20 protein-coding genes and 1 pseudogene are annotated in these 16,851 nt (G+C 66.4%); 16 read left to right on the top strand and 5 right to left on the bottom strand.

Going from position 1 to position 16,851, the window contains the following annotated elements; translation table 11 throughout:
* Positions 1-156: 156 nt before the first annotated feature.
* Positions 157-732: a hypothetical protein gene (locus OG472_RS10395; protein WP_401612812.1), complete on the bottom strand. Its 576-nt coding sequence runs from the start codon at positions 730-732 to the stop codon at positions 157-159.
* 884 nt (positions 733-1,616) lie between these two features.
* On the opposite strand from OG472_RS10395, the gene OG472_RS10390 reads away from it, so the two are divergent.
* From OG472_RS10390 to OG472_RS10380, 3 genes are all read left to right on the top strand, one after another.
* Positions 1,617-2,066 carry a homing endonuclease associated repeat-containing protein gene (locus OG472_RS10390; protein WP_401612815.1) on the top strand — a complete coding sequence of 150 codons (450 nt, stop codon included), beginning with the start codon at positions 1,617-1,619 and terminating at the stop codon, positions 2,064-2,066.
* A gap of 243 nt (positions 2,067-2,309) precedes the next feature.
* Positions 2,310-2,453 carry a hypothetical protein gene (locus tag OG472_RS10385; protein WP_405829158.1) on the top strand — a complete coding sequence of 48 codons (144 nt, stop codon included), beginning with the start codon at positions 2,310-2,312 and terminating at the stop codon, positions 2,451-2,453.
* A gap of 653 nt (positions 2,454-3,106) precedes the next feature.
* Positions 3,107-3,448, top strand: coding sequence for a hypothetical protein (locus OG472_RS10380; protein ID WP_405829157.1), 342 nt, complete (start codon positions 3,107-3,109; stop codon positions 3,446-3,448).
* A gap of 374 nt (positions 3,449-3,822) precedes the next feature.
* Here OG472_RS10380 and OG472_RS10375 read toward each other — a convergent pair whose 3' ends face one another.
* From OG472_RS10375 to OG472_RS10365, 3 genes and pseudogenes are all read right to left on the bottom strand, one after another.
* Positions 3,823-4,032, bottom strand: coding sequence for a transposase (locus OG472_RS10375; RefSeq protein WP_405829155.1), 210 nt, complete (start codon positions 4,030-4,032; stop codon positions 3,823-3,825).
* Positions 4,014-4,232: pseudogene (locus OG472_RS10370) on the bottom strand (transposase); the annotation flags it as partial. The gene OG472_RS10375 and the pseudogene OG472_RS10370, both read right to left, overlap by 19 nt.
* A 76-nt stretch (positions 4,233-4,308) precedes the next feature.
* The gene (locus OG472_RS10365; protein WP_405829153.1) at positions 4,309-4,449 is read right to left on the bottom strand and encodes a hypothetical protein; all 141 of its coding nucleotides are present in this window, start codon (positions 4,447-4,449) and stop codon (positions 4,309-4,311) included.
* 746 nt (positions 4,450-5,195) lie between these two features.
* Between OG472_RS10365 and OG472_RS10360 the strand changes: the two genes are divergently transcribed.
* From OG472_RS10360 to OG472_RS10340, 5 genes are read left to right on the top strand one after another with little or no spacing between them, the layout of a single operon-like run.
* Positions 5,196-8,231: a PEP-utilizing enzyme gene (locus OG472_RS10360; RefSeq protein WP_405834836.1), complete on the top strand. Its 3,036-nt coding sequence runs from the start codon at positions 5,196-5,198 to the stop codon at positions 8,229-8,231.
* Positions 8,228-8,890, top strand: coding sequence for a gamma-glutamyl-gamma-aminobutyrate hydrolase family protein (locus OG472_RS10355; RefSeq protein WP_401612828.1), 663 nt, complete (start codon positions 8,228-8,230; stop codon positions 8,888-8,890). Before OG472_RS10360 ends, OG472_RS10355 begins: the two co-directional genes overlap by 4 nt.
* A 23-nt stretch (positions 8,891-8,913) precedes the next feature.
* Positions 8,914-9,714 carry an NTP transferase domain-containing protein gene (locus tag OG472_RS10350; protein WP_405829151.1) on the top strand — a complete coding sequence of 267 codons (801 nt, stop codon included), beginning with the start codon at positions 8,914-8,916 and terminating at the stop codon, positions 9,712-9,714.
* A complete protein-coding gene (locus OG472_RS10345; RefSeq protein WP_405829149.1) occupies positions 9,711-11,111 on the top strand; it encodes a glutamate ligase domain-containing protein in 1,401 nt (466 codons plus the stop codon). Before OG472_RS10350 ends, OG472_RS10345 begins: the two co-directional genes overlap by 4 nt.
* The gene (locus OG472_RS10340) at positions 11,112-12,083 is read left to right on the top strand and encodes an NUDIX domain-containing protein (RefSeq protein WP_405829148.1); all 972 of its coding nucleotides are present in this window, start codon (positions 11,112-11,114) and stop codon (positions 12,081-12,083) included.
* 112 nt (positions 12,084-12,195) lie between these two features.
* Here the strand turns inward: OG472_RS10340 and OG472_RS10335 are convergent, their stop codons facing one another.
* Positions 12,196-12,948, bottom strand: coding sequence for an NUDIX hydrolase (locus tag OG472_RS10335; RefSeq protein ID WP_401612837.1), 753 nt, complete (start codon positions 12,946-12,948; stop codon positions 12,196-12,198).
* Between the two features lie 472 nt (positions 12,949-13,420).
* On the opposite strand from OG472_RS10335, the gene OG472_RS10330 reads away from it, so the two are divergent.
* From OG472_RS10330 to OG472_RS10295, 8 genes are all read left to right on the top strand, one after another.
* The gene (locus tag OG472_RS10330) at positions 13,421-13,624 is read left to right on the top strand and encodes a hypothetical protein (protein ID WP_328964206.1); all 204 of its coding nucleotides are present in this window, start codon (positions 13,421-13,423) and stop codon (positions 13,622-13,624) included.
* A 24-nt stretch (positions 13,625-13,648) separates the two neighbouring features.
* Positions 13,649-14,029: an SDR family oxidoreductase gene (locus OG472_RS10325; protein ID WP_405829147.1), complete on the top strand. Its 381-nt coding sequence runs from the start codon at positions 13,649-13,651 to the stop codon at positions 14,027-14,029.
* A 31-nt stretch (positions 14,030-14,060) separates the two neighbouring features.
* A complete protein-coding gene (locus OG472_RS10320; RefSeq protein WP_328964208.1) occupies positions 14,061-14,486 on the top strand; it encodes an NUDIX domain-containing protein in 426 nt (141 codons plus the stop codon).
* A gap of 682 nt (positions 14,487-15,168) precedes the next feature.
* The gene (locus tag OG472_RS10315) at positions 15,169-15,342 is read left to right on the top strand and encodes a hypothetical protein (RefSeq protein ID WP_405829146.1); all 174 of its coding nucleotides are present in this window, start codon (positions 15,169-15,171) and stop codon (positions 15,340-15,342) included.
* Entirely contained in the window at positions 15,339-15,827 is a 489-nt protein-coding gene (locus OG472_RS10310; RefSeq protein ID WP_405829145.1) for a hypothetical protein, read from the top strand. Before OG472_RS10315 ends, OG472_RS10310 begins: the two co-directional genes overlap by 4 nt.
* A gap of 137 nt (positions 15,828-15,964) precedes the next feature.
* Entirely contained in the window at positions 15,965-16,156 is a 192-nt protein-coding gene (locus OG472_RS10305; protein ID WP_405829143.1) for a hypothetical protein, read from the top strand.
* Entirely contained in the window at positions 16,153-16,476 is a 324-nt protein-coding gene (locus OG472_RS10300; RefSeq protein ID WP_405829141.1) for a hypothetical protein, read from the top strand. Before OG472_RS10305 ends, OG472_RS10300 begins: the two co-directional genes overlap by 4 nt.
* The gene (locus OG472_RS10295) at positions 16,395-16,748 is read left to right on the top strand and encodes a hypothetical protein (RefSeq protein ID WP_401612849.1); all 354 of its coding nucleotides are present in this window, start codon (positions 16,395-16,397) and stop codon (positions 16,746-16,748) included. Before OG472_RS10300 ends, OG472_RS10295 begins: the two co-directional genes overlap by 82 nt.
* The last annotated feature ends 103 nt before the right edge of the window (positions 16,749-16,851 follow it).

Raw genomic sequence — 16,851 nt, 5'->3', positions numbered from 1 at the left:
TTGCCAATCCGTGAAGTCGCCTTATCGACGCTAGTGGATAAGGCATCTGCCACTCTCTATGTCCTGTCGAGCATCGGTAGAGTCGAAGACGTGCCCAGTCGCCCCCCTCGCCACGCATTGCCGCAGCCGGTGGTCCTCTGCCTGATGAGTGCCCGCTCAGGAGGCGGGCAGGGGAGTCGGCGTCGTGTTCGTCGTGCAGTCGACAAGTTCCTGGGTGAACCTCGGGGACTGCCAGATCGCCTTGTCCTTGTCGTTCGGCAGGTGTTCGACGATTGACCCGGTGCCGAGCGGCGCACCGCCGGCGAAGAAGTGCAGCGCCTCCTGGCTGAAGCCTGCCTTGTACACCAAGGTCGACAGGCACTGGCCGGCCGCCGCGTAGGTCTTCTTCTGGCCCTCGTCACGGGCGTAGGAGGAGAACATCGAGACCAGGCCCTTGGTGAGCTCGATGGACGAGCTGACTGGCTGATCCGCGCGGACTGGGTATGCCGGCTTCAGGTTCGGCTTGCCCACCACTGGCTTCGCGGCTGCCTCCGGCGGCGCGTAGCTCTGAGCCTTGGGGCTACCGCTGTCCGGAAGTGCGGCCTCGCTGATGCATCCGTCGAAGTCCTTGCGCAGTGACCGCGAGGCCAGGAGCGCGGCGTCGTCCTCGCTCACCTTGTTCAGTCCGCCGATGACTGCGCCTATGTCGTCGCTGTCGGCCTTGACGATGTAGGCCAGCGCCTCCTCCGACATTCCCGCCTTCCGCACTGCGCTGGCCAGGCAGGCTCCGCCGTCCTCTCTGGAGCTTCCGGCGCCTTGGAAGGCGAGCTTGTCCAGTGCCTTGCTGAGAGCTTTGTCAGCGACCTTGGCTGTGCTCGCGGGCGGGCTTGATGCAGGCGATGGCTGTGCCTCCTTGGCCGTTCCGCCGTTGCCGCTGGAGCACCCAACGAGCACGACGCCCGCAGTCAGCGCCGCAGTGGAGAGTCCAGCCTTCCCCGTCCTCCAGGTCCTCATCTCTTCTCGCCTCGCATCCCCTGTTGCCGACCAGTCTGATTGGATCCACTGATCTATGATGGTATCTCATTCGAGTGGTCATTGAATGATGGTCTGCGATGAGTCAGAATGTCGCGAGATAGAGGATGTAGAGGCTGTGCAGAGCGGGACTAGGGCGTGCGGAGTGCCTGCGGGCCTGTTTGGCGCTTGGGGGTCAACAGAGCTGATCCGGAGGGCTCTGCGATGGCGCCGTGCGCGTGTCGGCTACGGGTGGCCCCCTGTCGGGCGGCTGTTCGTGGGCTTCTCATCTCCTCCCGCGAAGGACTGCTCGCCATGACTGCTCTTGCTTCTGCTCGGACCACCGCCGACGTCGATCTGCTGACGCTCACGCTGCACGTGAGTGATGAGCACAAGACCTGGTACCGACCGTCTTCGAGGACGAGGACCCGGTCTACGTCGACAAGCAGGGCGCAGCCTGGCTGGGGGAACTGCCGTGCCTCGCAGTCGATATGGACGACTCGACCTGCTGCGGTCGGCTCCCTCGGACCTTCAACGCAGTGCTCGCGTCCATCGCCTGCGACCAGCAGCTCATGCAGGGGGCCACACTCTGACGCGCGTCCGCTTCCGGAAGGAGAGCGGCGGACATGACTATGCGTGCTGCGCACGTCCCCGCGCCCATGAAGCCAGGTCCGGTCGTCTATAGCGACCAGCAGCTTCTCCGCGTGCTCATCCGCCTGGCGCAGGGGGAGAGGCTCCTCGGACGTCGCGAGTTCGAGCAGCGCCGCGGGGACGCAGACCCCTCTTCTCCGCTCTACGAACGGCGCTTCGGCAGCTGGAACCGCGCGATAGAACTCGCGGGACTCGACACGGTCGCACAGCCGGAGCAACTGCAGTTCGCGACGACGAAGTGGACCCAGGAACAGCTCATCGCCGCGATCCGCCGATGTCTGCTGGTAACGGGATCCACGACGCTGGCGGCCTACGAGGCCTGGCGCACGGATCCGGCAGATCCGAAGTCTGATGTTCCGTCGGCCGCCACCATCCGCTTCCGGATGGGCAGTTGGTCACGAGCCACAGAGCTGGCTTGCAGCTGAAGTGGGAAGGAGATTCATGGTGGACGTCTTCGCCGTCTGCGTTCTTGAGCCGTGCTGCGAGAAGACGGAGCCGGGTTTCACGCCGAGACCGAGGCCGTACTGCGTGCGCACCCCGGGCTGGTCGGACTCATGCAACCACCTGCGCAGCGAGCGGCATAAGGCGACGATCACCACGTACAAGACGCGTGAGGAGGCCGAGGCCGAGTACCAGTGCAAGGCGCGCGGCTGGGGGTCGACGGATGGATGGCTGTACGAGGGCGAGAGCCGCGGGAGGGTGAGCGGTTCCGGATCACGCCGATCAAGGGCACCCTGACCACGCACTTCTGGCACGGGGAGCCGGTCGAGATCCCGTTCCCGACCATCGACTGGAGACGACCGGCGGGGTGAAGTTGTGGGAGCAGGGCCACATGTCGCACCTCACCCCCGGCCGGGTCCCCGACTCGATCAACTGCCCCGGCTGCCGCTTGGCCCTCGTGCTCGGAGGAGCCCCACACCCTGTGGGGGACGTGCCCGTGCAGTCCGGGGATGGATACGACGACTGCTCCGGCGCACACTCACCGTCGAAGGAGCAGCGATACCGCGGCCCGCGCTGTTGCCGGATGTCAGAGACCTCGACATCGCGATCAGCAAGCTGCCGGTCTACGAACGTCCAGCTGGAGCCGTGGCCCGAATCAGCGAGCTCTATTGCGAGCAGGGGCTGGGTGGTGACTGACCTGGATCGACGCAGTCGATCCGGAAGTGGATCTGCAGAGGCATCGCCATCCCCCTCGCGCACGGGCGCGATCGCTTCGCGGGCCCTGCGGCAGGTCATGGTCGAGGCCGAGCGCCTCGCCGACGACTTTGCGGCCATCGCCGGAATGCACGGCGCGAACTACCCAAACCTTGGCGCTGCCTGGGGTACGACCCGCCAGGGCGCAGCAAGCGCTGGCCCCAACCGGTCAGCTCCAAGGCTGTGCACCCATCCCGGTGGTGAATTGCCACCACCGCGAACCGCAAGGTCCAGGAGGCACCCGAGGACCTCACACACGACACGAGCGAAGATGCCGCCGCCGGCGCCTTCCTCGCCGCCAACACCACCACGACGGACGGAGACCCGACATGATGCTCGCGATCGGCGCGCGCTCGGCTGCGCCACCACTCTGCTCACCCTCGCCATCTGGCGCAGCCTGACCCGCACGCCGCACTGCGGGTGGTGCGCGACCGCCTCGAACTGGCCCACCTCCCGTCACGACGCCCTGCACTGCCGCGGCTACGTCCAGGACCGCCGCCGCGAACGGCTGCGCGACATCAGGCACCGCCGCCCCGTCGAGGAGCCGAACCCGTGGGGCGAGGCGTACCTACTCGGCGAAGAGATCGCCCAGCGAACGAAAGCCGACGCCTGAGCACCGAGACCACCACGGCCGCCGCCGACTTCGCCCAGGCGCTCGCCGAGCGGGCCGACGGATACCCGACCGACCCGCGGAGGGCACAGCGCCCGTGATCGCCACAGTCGCCGACCCGGCGACAGGCGAGCAGCACCCGGTCCCGATCGAGCCCGGCCAGCTCGACTGGGTGACCGCCCGGGTTCGGGGCGATCGGTACACCTTCCGCTCCGCCCGGTGCCGCGGCGGTCTTTCACCCTGATCCGCCGGCTCGGTGTCGTGCCGTCCGTCATTCCTCGTCTTCGCAATGGCCCTGGTGCTCCGCAGGGTCAAGGTCACGGATCTCGGATGGTCGCGGCGTTCGGGGTGGTGTGGCCGATCCCGCGTTTATGCAGTTAGGCACGTGTCTTGCGGGAGCTGTAGCCGTTGTCGCCCAGGACGTGGTCCGGGCGGGTTCGGGGTCGCCCGGGCCCGGCCCGGCGGACCTTGATGGTGTCCATGACCTCCTCGAAGCGGGTGCAGTCGGAGGCGTTGCCGCCGGTGAGGACGAAGCCGAGAGGCCGGCTGCGGCCAGCATTCGCGTGAACGTCCCGTCCAGCGCCCACCTGCGGAAACGCGTGTACAGGGTCCTCCAGGGCCCGTACCGTGCCGGCACATCACGCCACGCCGACCTTGTCCGCGGCTTCCACACGATCCCGTTCAGCACCCGCCGGTCGTCCAACCTCGGCCGTCCCGAGGAGGACCGCGGCAACAGCCCGGCCAGCGCCTCCCACTCCACATCCGTCAGCTCATGACGACGCACCATGCCGACGTGATCCCCCATCAGAACCCTTTGAAGACACGCCCCAAAGCAGACCAAGTGGATGCCGAGCTGGGGGACATCATGCCGGGGTCTGGTCGGGAGTGGCCGGTACATCAGCGAAGAACGCGAGTTTGATCGGCGAAGCCGATCCGGGACTGGGAATGACGAAGTGTTCGATCAGCGCGGCTGGTTCGGATGAAGCGTTGAGAGAGAAGATCATGTGATCGGCGGAGCCGATCCGGGTGGTGGCATGAGAGACAGCTGAATGTCTCAGCCCAAATCACTCAACTGTGCGCGGACGATGTCATCGATCCGGGCGCTGTGTTGTGTGTTGAACCCATCGGGGTTGGCCGTGTTCAGGCCGGATCCCGCACTTGACCTCTTTTCCCTGAACACCCATGTGGTGGGCGGCGCTTTGTGCTGCCCGCGCTGTAGGAGGAGATCGGCGTAGCCGATCCGGGACTCGGAATGACGAAGTGTTCGATCAGCGCGGCTGGTTCGGATGAAGCGTTGAAAGAGGAAATCATGTGATCGGCGGAGCCGATCCGGGTGGTGGCATGAGAGACAGCTGAATGTCTCAGCCCAGATCACCTGGCTGTGCGCGGACGATGTCATCGATCCGGGCGCTGTGTTGTGTGTTGAACCCATCGGGGTTGGCCGTGTTCAGGCCGGATCCCGCACTTGATCCCTTTTCCCTGAACACCCATGTGGTGGGCGGCGCTTTGTGCTGCCCGCGCTGTAGGAGGAGATCGGCGAAGCCGATCCGGGACTGGGAATGACGAAGTGTTCGATCAGCGCGGCTGGTTCGGATGAAGCGTTGAAAGAGGAAATCATGTGATCGGCGGAGCCGATCCGGGTGGTGGCATGAGAGACAGCTGAATGTCTCAGCCCAGATCACCTGGCTGTGCGCGGACGATGTCATCGATCCGGGCGCTGTGTTGTGTGTTGAACCCATCGGGGTTGGCCGTGTTCAGGCCGGATCCCGCACTTGACCCCTTTTCCCTGAACACCCATGTGGTGGGCAGCGCTTTGTGCTGCCCACACTGTAGGAGGAGAAACCTGATGAATCACGAATCCACGAAGTTGTCGGTCGCTTTCAATGGGGCCGATAACACGGGTGAGACCACGCAGATCGACCTGCTGGCCCGCCGGATCGGTCCGGCTGCGGCGCCCGCCGGCGCCCTGCACGACCACGACTCTTCTGCGAAGGACGCCACTACCGGCTTCCCGCCGGCCAAGCAGGTGGCCGTGATACTTCCCCGACCGGCGAGGACGGCGGGACCGTGGTCCGACAACGACCGTCTCGCCTCGGTCCTGACCGAACTTGTTGGCACCCGTGTCAGGGTCGTCGAACTCCAGGACACGGACACCGATCTCCGGTCGCTGCCGGACCGTACCGCCTTCGCCTCCGTGCTGTGGTGCCAGCTGAGGGCACTGCCCACCGCCGAGTGCAGCCGTGCCCTCCTTGACGACCAGGGAATCAGGGTGTGGACGGGCAAGGAGGCCGACGAGGGAGCCGCCTACAGCTTCGGACATCTTGCTCTGCGCGCCCACGCCGCCTGCATCGTCAACTGCCCGCCGCGCGCCCAGGCAACCATGATCGAGACTGTCCGACACCTCATCGAGGAGCATCACGTTCCGTTCCACGGATGTGAGTACGGACTGGTGCCCCTGACCGACGGCGACCAGCGGGCACGGCTCCTGCTCGGAGGGAAGGACGTGTCGCTGCGCAGGCTTGCTCCCGTCTTGCCGGAAGTGCATGTCGACCGTGGCCACACGCTCACCTGGACGGCGTGGCAAGACAACCGGGCAGCCGCACTCCGCGACATCCGCCGCGTCTACGGCACCTCGCCCGTGATCGTCCGCAGCTGCGCCGTAGCTGAAGACTCCTGGGAGCGCTCGGCCGCCGGCGAATACGACAGTGTGCCTGTGACCGGTGGCGGTGACACGCTTCTGGCCCAGGCGATCACCAAGGTGTTCGCCTCCTACCCGGCCCCCGACGCCGCCAACAAGGTGCTCGTCCAGCGCTTTCTGCAGCCGGTGCTCGCTGCCGCAGTGGTGACCACCCGCACAGTGTCCGGAGCGTCCTACTACGTGGCGGCGCTCGACAGCACCTCGGGGCGCACGGACATGGTCACCAGCGGCACCGGAGACCACGTCGACACCTGGTACGTCCACCGGGACAGCCTGGAGCGTGTTCTGGAGAACCCGTCCGCTCACGGCCTGCCGGACTTCGCCGCCCGCGTTTTGGGGGCAGCGGCCCAGACGGAGGATGCGGCAGGGACGAACCGCCTCGACACCGAACTGGCGATCACCGAAGACGGCGTGCACCTGCTGCAGGTCAGGCCGCTTGCCGCGGGGCGGGGCCGGACGACTGACGACGCCCAGATTACCGCCATCCTGTCGGCAGCCCGGCGGACAGTCGAGGACATGAGCATCTCGGACAACCGTCTGCTCGGAGACCGGCCCGCCCTGTCCTGTATGGCGGACTGGAACCCTGCCGAGATGCTGGGCCGGCGACCTCGCCCGCTCTCCATCTCGCTCTACCGCCACTTCATCACTGACTTGTCATGGGCACGTCAGCGGCAGGAGTACGGGTACCGCGATCTGCGTGGTGTCCCGCTCATGCACACCCTGGCCGGACACCCCTACATCGACGTGCGCGCGTCGTTGGCCTCCTTCCTGCCGGCCGACCTCAGCGAGAAGCAGGCGCGCGAGGTGCTCCAGGCACAGATCGCCCGACTGAGCCAGGACCCGGACTCACACGACAAGATCGAATTCGAGATCGCGGCCACCTGCTGGACGCCGGACCTGAGCCGACGCACCTCCTACCTCACCCAGTCGGGAGTCAGCCAGACAACCCTCGACAACCTGCACGACCACCTCCTGCGCATCACGCGGGCCGGCATCGTCCGGCTGACGGGCGACATGAACGATCTCGCCCAGCTGGGCCTGCCGACGGAGAAGGACACCCACCCCAGTCGCCTCGAGGCCACCCTCGAACGGACGCGCCGCGCGGGCCAGGTCTTCGCTCATCTCGCCCGCGCCGGCTTCGTAGCCGTCGACCTGCTGCGCTCGCTGCGCGAGGCGGGGCAGGCCGACCGCTACGACGACTGGATGCGGGGTCTCGGGACCGTCACCACACGCATGCAGCGCGACGCCGCCGAGGTTGCCGCGGGCCGCCTGAGCTGGGAGACGTTCGTCGACCGGAACCGATGGATCCGACCTGGCACCTACGACCTCACGGTCCCCAGCTACGGGCAGGACCCGGAGGGCTACCTCCGCCCCCTGCTGGAGCAGCCCTACCGCGCCGAGCCCCTTTGCGGCGCTCCGTGGTCCCCGGAACTCAGCCACCAGGTCACTGGTGTACTGGAGCCCCTGGGGATCGACGCGGACGGCGCTGAGGACTTCTTCCACAAGGCCATAACCGCCCGCGAACACGGCAAGGCCGTCTACGCGGCATGGGTCAGCGCCTCACTGGAAACCATCGCGACGCTGGGTGCAACCGCTGGCCTGAGCCGCGACGACATCACCCACCTCACCATCGCCGACCTCCTGACCACACCCTCGGACACCTGGCCTGCGACCGTACTTCGCCGTCGGGCCATTGGGGCCGCGGAGGCGCAGGTGGAACTGCCCGAGGTCATCACCGACACCGGCGACCTGCACTGCTTCCGCCGGGGATCGGGGCGCACCAACTTCATCGGCACCGGACGCGTGGACGGACGTGTGCACGCTGCTCCCGCACCGGCCAGCCCGCCGGAGTCCGGCAGCATCATCGTCATCGAATCCGCCGACCCCGGCTACGACTGGATCTTCGCTCACCGGCCGGGAGCACTGGTGACCGCCTACGGCGGCGCCAACAGCCACATGGCCATCCGGTGCGCGGAACTCGGCATCCCGGCAGCCATCGGAGCCGGCCCCCAGTCCCACGCGGCCTGCGCCGCCGCCGACCGCCTGGTCGTCGACTGCGACGCACGCCGGTTGGAGGTGATCCGGTGAAAGGCCCCGGATGGATCGCGATCACACAGCGCCACGTCCGCTACCCGCACCGATCCGAAGAAGGCGACTACCTGGACCGCCAGTGGTACGCCCTGGAAGCGCTCAGCAACCGACGCCTCCTGCCCGTACCGAACAATCTCACCACCGCCCAGCGCACACTGCGGGACCTGCCCCTGACAGCGGTGATCCTCACCGGCGGCAACGATCTGCCGTCCGTCCCGGACCCGGACGACGTGGCCCCTGAGCGAGACCGCGTCGAGACGTGGCTCCTTGAGCAGGCGGAGGAACTGCGGACACCAGTCATCGGCATCTGCCGTGGCGCTCAATCCATCGCCCACCGTTTCGGTGCCCGGCTCGTGGACGGACAGCACGGCCACGCTGGTACCCGCCACTGCGTCAGAAGCACAGGCGACGCCCCCTGGCAGTGGCCTGAAAGGTTCAACGTCGCTTCCCACCACCGTTGGGCCATCCCGGCCGACGGTCTGCCGGAACAACTGCGTCCCCTCGCCCTGGCGGAGGACGACACTGTCGAGGCGTTCGCCCACCGTGACCTTCCCTGGTGGGGACTGATGTGGCACCCCGAGCGTGAGTTGCCCGCAGGTCCCGCGACTGACGCCCTCACCTACATCCTCGACCACTCCATGAATCCGCCCCACTGATCCCAGACAAGGAGCACCCGTAAATGCGCACCATCATCCTCGCCGCCGGCCGCGGTTCACGTCTCGGCCCGCTCACCGACCAGCGCCCCAAATCCCTCGTGCCGCTGGCCGGCATCCCCATGCTGACCCGGCTTCTCAACGCCCTCCGCACCGCAGGGCTGAGTGACATCACCATCGTCACCGGCTACCAGGCAGACCTCATCGGCAAGGCCGCTCCCGACTGCCGGACCCTGCACAGCCCCCGGTGGGCCCAGACCAACATGGCCGCCAGCCTCCTGGTAGCCGCAGACGCAGGCCTGCTGGAGGACGGCGCTGTCATCTCCTACAGCGACATCGTTGTCGAGCCTCGTGTCCTGACCACTCTGCTCAGCGCCCCGCCCGCTCCGCTGACCCTGCCGGTCAACACCGCCTGGCTCGACGTGTGGAGCGAGCGCATGACGAACCCCCTCGCCGACGCCGAGCGCCTCATCCTCGACGCCGACGGAAGGTTGCTGGACATCGGCGGCGCCCCTCGTGGCCTGCACGAGGTGCATGCGCAGTTCATGGGACTCCTGCGTCTGGACCCGGACGGGGCCCGACAGCTCATCTCCTTCTACCGCGACGCCCTCGACGCCGACAGTGCAGCCGAGCGCTGGGACACCACCACTCTCCTCAGCGCCTGGCTGAACGCTGGCGGAACAGCCCACACCGTGCCTGTCCGCGGCGGCTGGCTGGAGGTCGACACCCCCGAAGACAAGGACCGCTACGAGGAACTGCACCGCCTCGGGCACCTGGCCGCCATCTGCGCACTCGACACCACCGAAAAGGACGGCGACAACCGATGACGAACACCCTCCCCAGCACCAAACTCCCGACGGCCGTGCACTTCAGCGGTCTCGGTGGCAAGGGAATCGCCCCCGCCGCCTCCCTGGCCCTGGCCGCCGGCATGCGAGTGACCGGCGACGACCTGGTGCCCAACCACCGCACTGACATCTTCACCGCCCACGGCGTACCGGTGACCCTCGGCCGCAATCACGTGCCCCACAACGCCGACCTGCTCGTCTCCAGCGCGGCCGTACCCGTGGACACAGCCGCCTCCATCCATCAGATGGCGCGCCTGGAATTCGTCCAGCACCTGTTCTCCGAGCACCGCAAGCGCATCCTGGCCGTCGCCGGATCGCTGGGCAAGTCCACTGCCACAGCCATGGTTCACCGCATCCTGTCCCGTGTCGCTCCTTCCGCCTACATCGGAGCCGATGTGCCGGGGCTGCTGTGCGGCGGAGAACTCACGACCGGGGAATGGGCCGTGGTCGAAGCCTGCGAGTACCGCAGTGCCTACAGCGCTCTGACCCCTGAGATCGTGATCGCCCTGAACATGGTGCAGAACCACGAGGACGATCTCGGCGCCGGAACGGCCGGGTTCGAGCGGAGCATGACCAAGTTTCTCACCGAAGGACCCACTCCTCCCGGCCTGATCGTCATGCCCTCCGAGGTGGCAGGCCTGATGTCCCCCCACCTCACCGCTGCCGGAACTGCCGGGCAGATCGAGGTGATCGGAGCCGGCGGTCCGTGGCAGGTTCACGTTCTGCGGCAGGACACCAAGGACTCCACCTTCCGGCTCACCCATGGCGGGCGCGATGCCGGAACATGGACCGTCCCCGCTCCCGGACCACATCTGATTCCCGGCGCAGCCTGCGGCATCGTCTCCGCGCTGCACCTCGGGCTCCAGACGAGCGACATTGCCGCCGGACTGGCTGACTTCCGTCTGCCGGGACGGCGCATGAGCGTCGTGCACTCGGACGAGCGACTGGTCGTCGTGGACGACAACGCACGTCAGCCGGACCAGGTCCGTGCCCTCATCCAGGCCCTCCGCCAGGCCCACCCCGACCGGACCCTCGTCATCGCGGTGGCCCCTTGGGGACGCCGCAACAAGCGTGACCTGACCGCCTGGCCGGAATCGCTGTCCGGGGCAGACGCGGTATGGGTCCTGCCTGTCGGCGACAACGCGACCCCGGGAGGGGAGGACCCGGACGCTGATGTCCGGCTTACCGAGTTGCTTCGCCGCTCGGGAACCGTCGCACACGCCATCAAGAATGACATGGACCTGCCAATTCCGGGAGATGGTGCGAAGGGCCTCGTCATCGCCACCGCCGGCTACGACGCCAATGCAGCCGAATTCGCCACGCTGCACCGGCAGGCCATCAACGCCCTCGGCAGTCCCGCACAGGAAGAAGGAGAGTAGATGTCCACCCGCCGCCGACCGGCACGCGTCACCGCCCTGCTGGTCACTACGCGCGAAGGGGCCGTCCTGCTCACGCAGGGCGGCCCCCGCCCCGGGGACCTACCCCATAGCAGAATTCGGACCCGCGAGAACCCCTACAGCGCAGCACGACGTCTGGCAGCTGGCCTGAACCTCTCCCTCGCAGAGACAACGCTCCTGGCCATCGACGAAGCCGAGGGTTACGACGGACCGCAGACCGTCCATGTCATGTCCGCACGCCTGTCTCCCAGCAGTGCTCCACCCGCAGCCGGACACTGCCTGACCCCAGTGGGTCAGGCAACCGCTGCCATGACACCCTCTGCCGCGTCACGGCTGAAAGCCGTCTGCCGGGCAACGATCCTCAACACCATGTCGCCGACCCGCCAGGAGCCCCTGAGGCTTGTCGACGGCCGCAACCTTCTCCAACCCGCAACCAAAGCAGAGCGAACCCGATCCCGCTTCACCTGGCATCCCCGCCTCACACCGCCCGAAGAGATACCAGTGCAACAGACCTGGGGATGGCTCGTCGATCCACATGGCCGTGTTCTAGTGATGCTCGACCGGCACGGCGTTCCGAGCCTGCCGGGAGGGCGCCCCGAAGCCGGGGAGAGCCCCTGCGAAACCCTGGCCCGCGAGGCGGAGGAAGAAGTGCAAGCAAGGCTGAGCACCCCCTACCCGCTGGGCTATCAGCAAGTGCGAGAGCACGGCCGTCCGCCTTACGCTCAGTTGCGCCTGGGAGCACTCCTGCGGGGCCTCGATTCCGCAGCCCCAGACCGGGACACCGGGGAGAAGTACCAACGAGTACTCATTCCTGCTCGACAGGCGAACCTGCTGCTCGGCTGGGGGCCGGAGGGAGACGCACAAGCACACGCAGTCTCACGGATCTGGCCTCCCCTCACGACACGTCCCGCCCAGTACGTGCCTGAAACCGGCCTGGAGTTCACCGAGGAATGACTGCAAGTGCTGCCTGGCCATCGGACCAGGCAGCACACGCCGCACCTGCACAGAGAGAAAACCGACGGGCCTCCCCTGGGAGGGCGAACCCAGCCCAGACCCTCGACAGGAACTAGGCGGAACCAGAAGAAGCAGAAAACTCAAAATTCCGGCGGACGATCGGCTGCAGGTAGTCCACTTGTTCCCCAGCAAGACAGGACAACTCGGCCTCGGAGTCGATCAGCGCGATCCTGTCGAGTTCAGAAGCCCGACCCTGTTCTCGCTCCGAGGACACCAAAGCCGCAAATCGTTGATGCAGGAATTCGGCAGGTAGAGCAGGAGCGCGAAACACAAAACCGACACTACCCCGCGCGCCACGCGTGACAACCCACAAAGACAGGGATTCAGGCAATGTGTCGATGCCGAGCTCCTCCATAAGCTCTCGGGCCGCATGTCGGCGAAGCAGAGCCACGTCGAGAGACTCACCCCTAAGAGGGGGCTCCATGGAGCCCCCCGGCAGTTGCCATCGGCCGGGGGTGGACGTTGAAGAAGACATGCGGGCCACCAAAAGACGCCCGTCCTCCGTCGGCTGAGCAACGCACACGAAAACGGATGAAACGGAGGGAGCGTCGGAAATCTGACGCAGCATACGGTATCTGTATGCCGCCCTTGCCCAGGAGAGAACCAAACTCCCTGGTTCCTTCCACTCTACATTCATGCAAGCTACTGTGGGCCCGTCGAAAAGGTTCGGATTTTCCTGAACCGCTTCAGACCAAGCACGTTCCATAGTCAGGCGGTCTGGCTCAGAAATTGGGTGCCACGCCTTTTCGACGAAGCGGATGCGACGGACATCGAAAATCTCTACACCAGAGAATGCGTTAGTCACTGACCTATGCTCTCACATCGCGTGCGACGTGCGAGCAGATTGGTCCGGATCGAAGGATGACGGTCTCTTTCCAGAATGTCCATGCTGGCCACAGCTACACCTTCAGGAGTCAGGTGTCGGCGTACTCCTCTGAGTGCTCCGCCAAGTACAGATGGAACGCTGAGGGCCGCACGGTGGCCACTGTGGTTCTGACGCATGCTGACGCTGCCAACCTTCTTCAGGGTCTCGCTCATGGCGCTGCCTGAGCCGACCAGCCGAGAAATCCGCGAAGCCGAAGAGGTTGCCATGCGTGCGGATGTGTATCGGACGGCCGTAAGCCTGGTTCAGTCATCCCGGCTACAGGTGGACGCTGAGCCTGAGGACATTCTGAGACTCGCCCGATACCTTCTGCGCGAGGAAAGCTAAATAGCGACTCTGTCACGGGCCACATACCAATTTCGGTATGTGGCCCGTTGGCGTTAAGGAGAGTTTGATGAGTATCCGGTGGCGGCTTGTCGTCGTGGCATTCCTGGTGCCGCTCTTCCTGCTGAGCCTCAGCGGGTGTGACGACCGTAAGTGTCTCGACTACGACACGCAGATTGTGAGCACGCTGACCATAGTGAACGGTAAGCCGGTTCCCGGTACGTCCGTGGTTACCCATTGCGTCCAGTACGAAGAGGTGAAGTCGAATGGCTGACCCGCATAAACCTAAGCTACCGAAATGGGCACAAGAGGAATTGCGGCGCCTGCGAATATATGTGCGCCACTTGATAGTCGATGGGGTGAGTCTTTAACCGGAAGGTTTCCGGGCGGGTCCCTCCCGGGGCAAGAACAGGGGGCCGAGTGCTCGACTGGCGTCGCGGTCGGCGAGTGCGGGATCACCGTCAACTCGGTCCTGCCCGGAGCGATCCAGGTTCCTGCTGAAGATGCCCTCCCGCCCTCCGCCCGGGTGTCCCCCGAGCACCAGATCGCCCGCCAGTGCGTTCCCCGCCGCGGGCGGCCGGATGACCTGGCCGCCGCTGTCGCCTTCGTGGCAAGTCCTTCGGCCGGGTTCATCACCGGTCAGAGTCTCCACGTCGATGGCGGCTGGATGATGAACTGATCTCCTCGACAGCAACGCCTGAGGAGACACAGTGAAAGAACGCGTGCGTGCCGTCCTGATCACCCCGGCCCACACCATGCTCATCATCCGCCGCACCGTCCCCGGCCGCGACGTCTACCACGTCCTCGTCGGCGGCGGCATCGAGGACGGCGACCCCACCCCGGAAGCGGCTCTCCACCGTGAGATCCACGAGGAGATTGCCGGGAAGGCTCATATCGTCCGGCTGCTGGGCACTCTCGCCGACACCGAACGCGAAGAGATCCAGCACATCTATCTCGCCGAGGTCCGCACCTGGGCCTTCGATGACCGTACCGGCAGCGAGTTCACGCGTGTCGATCGCGGCACCTACGAACTCGTCGAGACCCCCCTCACCACCCCCGAGGCCCTGGCCACCCTCAACCTCCAGCCTCCCACGGTGCTGCCCCTGATCCAGGAGGTCATGTCCGAATGGGCGTGAAGCGGCGCTGGAGATTCGGCCTTCTGGCCGCGAATGCCGCGTGACAGCGCGGAAGACCGTCTGGTCGATCACGAGCTGTGCAAGGGCCGTGGGGTGAGCTGGTGTGTTCGGATCTCACGTCCAGGCGGAGCAGCCCGTCACCTTCGAAGGAAGCCGGTTAGCCGTATGGCGGTTGGCCTGACAAGCCCACCGCAGACTTCTGCACGGAGCGGATCAAGTCCGCAGTGCGCCGGCTGATCCTCGGCGTACGCCAGTGGGCACACCATGCAGACCGACCACGGAAGGGATTCGATTCCTGAGCGCTGCAGGTGATCCCTGCGGCGTGTCCCTGGAGATCTCTGCAGCTCCAACTTCCCCAGCACCCCGGTGCGCGCCCTGCCTTCGGGCAGGTGCGGCGCCGGGGTGCTGTGTTTTTCGTGGCTCGCCCTACTCGCCCTACTCGCCCTGTGAAGGCAGTGAGCACAAGGGATCAGCAGAGCTGATCCGGATCTGACGTTGAAGAACGTCCTTGTCCCGCCAGGAGTCGAGCCATGAACTGCCCGAACTGCGCCAGCGATATGGAGTCGAGCGCCTACGACATCCGCGCTGGCAAGAAGGCCACGCACACGTGCTCCGAGTGCGGATACAGCGAAACACGCTGAGCGGCTGCTTCTCTCCTTCAACTGCGATCTCGGGCGAACCCATGACGGGCTCGCCCGCCGCCAGCTCCCTCCTCATCGGCATCGGCCTCGCCGCCCTGGAGGCCGCACACATCTACGGCGGGCGCTGCGAACTCGACGAACTCGTCTTCTTTCGAACCCATGCGGGCGGCCCACCCCCAGCACAAGCACTGACCAAGGAGCACGGACCATCATGAGTTTCCTCAGCCGCATCGGCTGCATCGAGACCGAAGAGCAGGAGCGGACCCGGCTGGCCCAGGCCCCCGAAGGCTCGCTGAACCACTACCTGTCAACTCTGCCCGTGACCATCGACGAGTGGCCCAAGGACCTGCTCGTCGAACTGCCCTGGCAGCAGCCGCGCACTCACCAGGCCTACCGCGTCGTCGTGGTGCCGATCGAGTTCCAGGAGGAGGCTCTGCCTGAGGGTGTCGAGGAGGAGCCGCTGCCGCGCAAGCGCCACTCCGGCGCTTGGATGTGTGCCGTGGTGTTCTCCGACCACCCGGACTACCCGGCCGGCGGCTTCCGCATCGATGTCCCAGCCGCCGAGATTGTCCGAGGCCGGAAGGTCGACCTCGCCACCGCCCTGGCTCCGTTGTCATACGTGTCCGGCGAGACCCCGCACACCCCGGAACCGCCGTGCGGCTCGTGCGAAGACCGCGGCCTCTTCCGCCCTCCGTTCTAACGCCACGGCGCCTCCGGATCCGGGGCCTTTGGCCGGTCCCTCCCGGTTCGAGGCGAGGCGGGGCACTGACCGCACGCCGATTTCCGCAATGCACCTGTGCGGTGTACCAGGTCACCAGGTACGCGGAACCGGTTTGGATGGTGCGCGAAGTCGGCGGCGAGCGGCGGCAGGTCGGCAGCCATAGCACCACCCGTAAGGGCGCGCTCGCGCTGGCGGTCGGCGCGGTTGCCCACGAGCGGGAGAAGGCCGCCGCCGCGCCCGACCGACCGTCGCGGAAATCCGGATGGCGTATCCGCTCGCCGGTGGGGGCGCCACGCTGCGGTTCATGACCGCCGAGGGCAGCGCGACCGAACGCCACATGATCCCGCTCACGGAGCGGGGCGCGGCCGGTCGGGAGAACCACCCCGCCGGTATCTACCTGGACGCCGTCACCGACGGCGCGAACACGGAAGGACTGCAGATCGCCGCCGGGTGGCACCTGATGCGGTTTGGGTTCAACTACGCGCGCGGCGCGGCCTGGGCGCCGTACACCGGCAGCGCGAGCAGCGAGGCACAGTGGAAGGAGTGGTGGTCGATGCTGCCCGACGGGCACCAGTGGCCACACACGGTGCGCGTCGCCATCACGGCAACCCCTTCTGGCGCCACCTGACCTTCACCAACGACATCGAGGTCCGGATCACCGATCCACACGAGGCAGACCGGACGCCACGCCCCGAGCGGCTGCGCTGCACGGTCACGCCCATCGATGCGTCGAACCCGAGCTACACCGGCGACCCGCACGCCAGGGGGCGGCCGAAGATCGGGCCCGACCAGGAAGGCACGGTCACAGGAAGCCTGAGTCGTCTCTTCTCGAACGGTGGCCGGCAACTGTGCCAGGACCGGATCACGATCCTCGTGCCGGACGGCAGTACCCAGCCGTAGCCGACTGGGGGCTCTCCCCTTCTGCATGATCAGCGGAGCTGATCCGGTCTGGCCTTCGGAAGATCACGTCCACGCCAGGAGTACAGCCGTGAGCCAGGCGCTC

Source organism: Streptomyces sp. NBC_00207 (assembly GCF_045160965.1).
Classification (GTDB): Bacteria; Actinomycetota; Actinomycetes; order Streptomycetales; family Streptomycetaceae; genus Streptomyces.
This window is presented reverse-complemented; position numbering and strand designations above follow the sequence as displayed.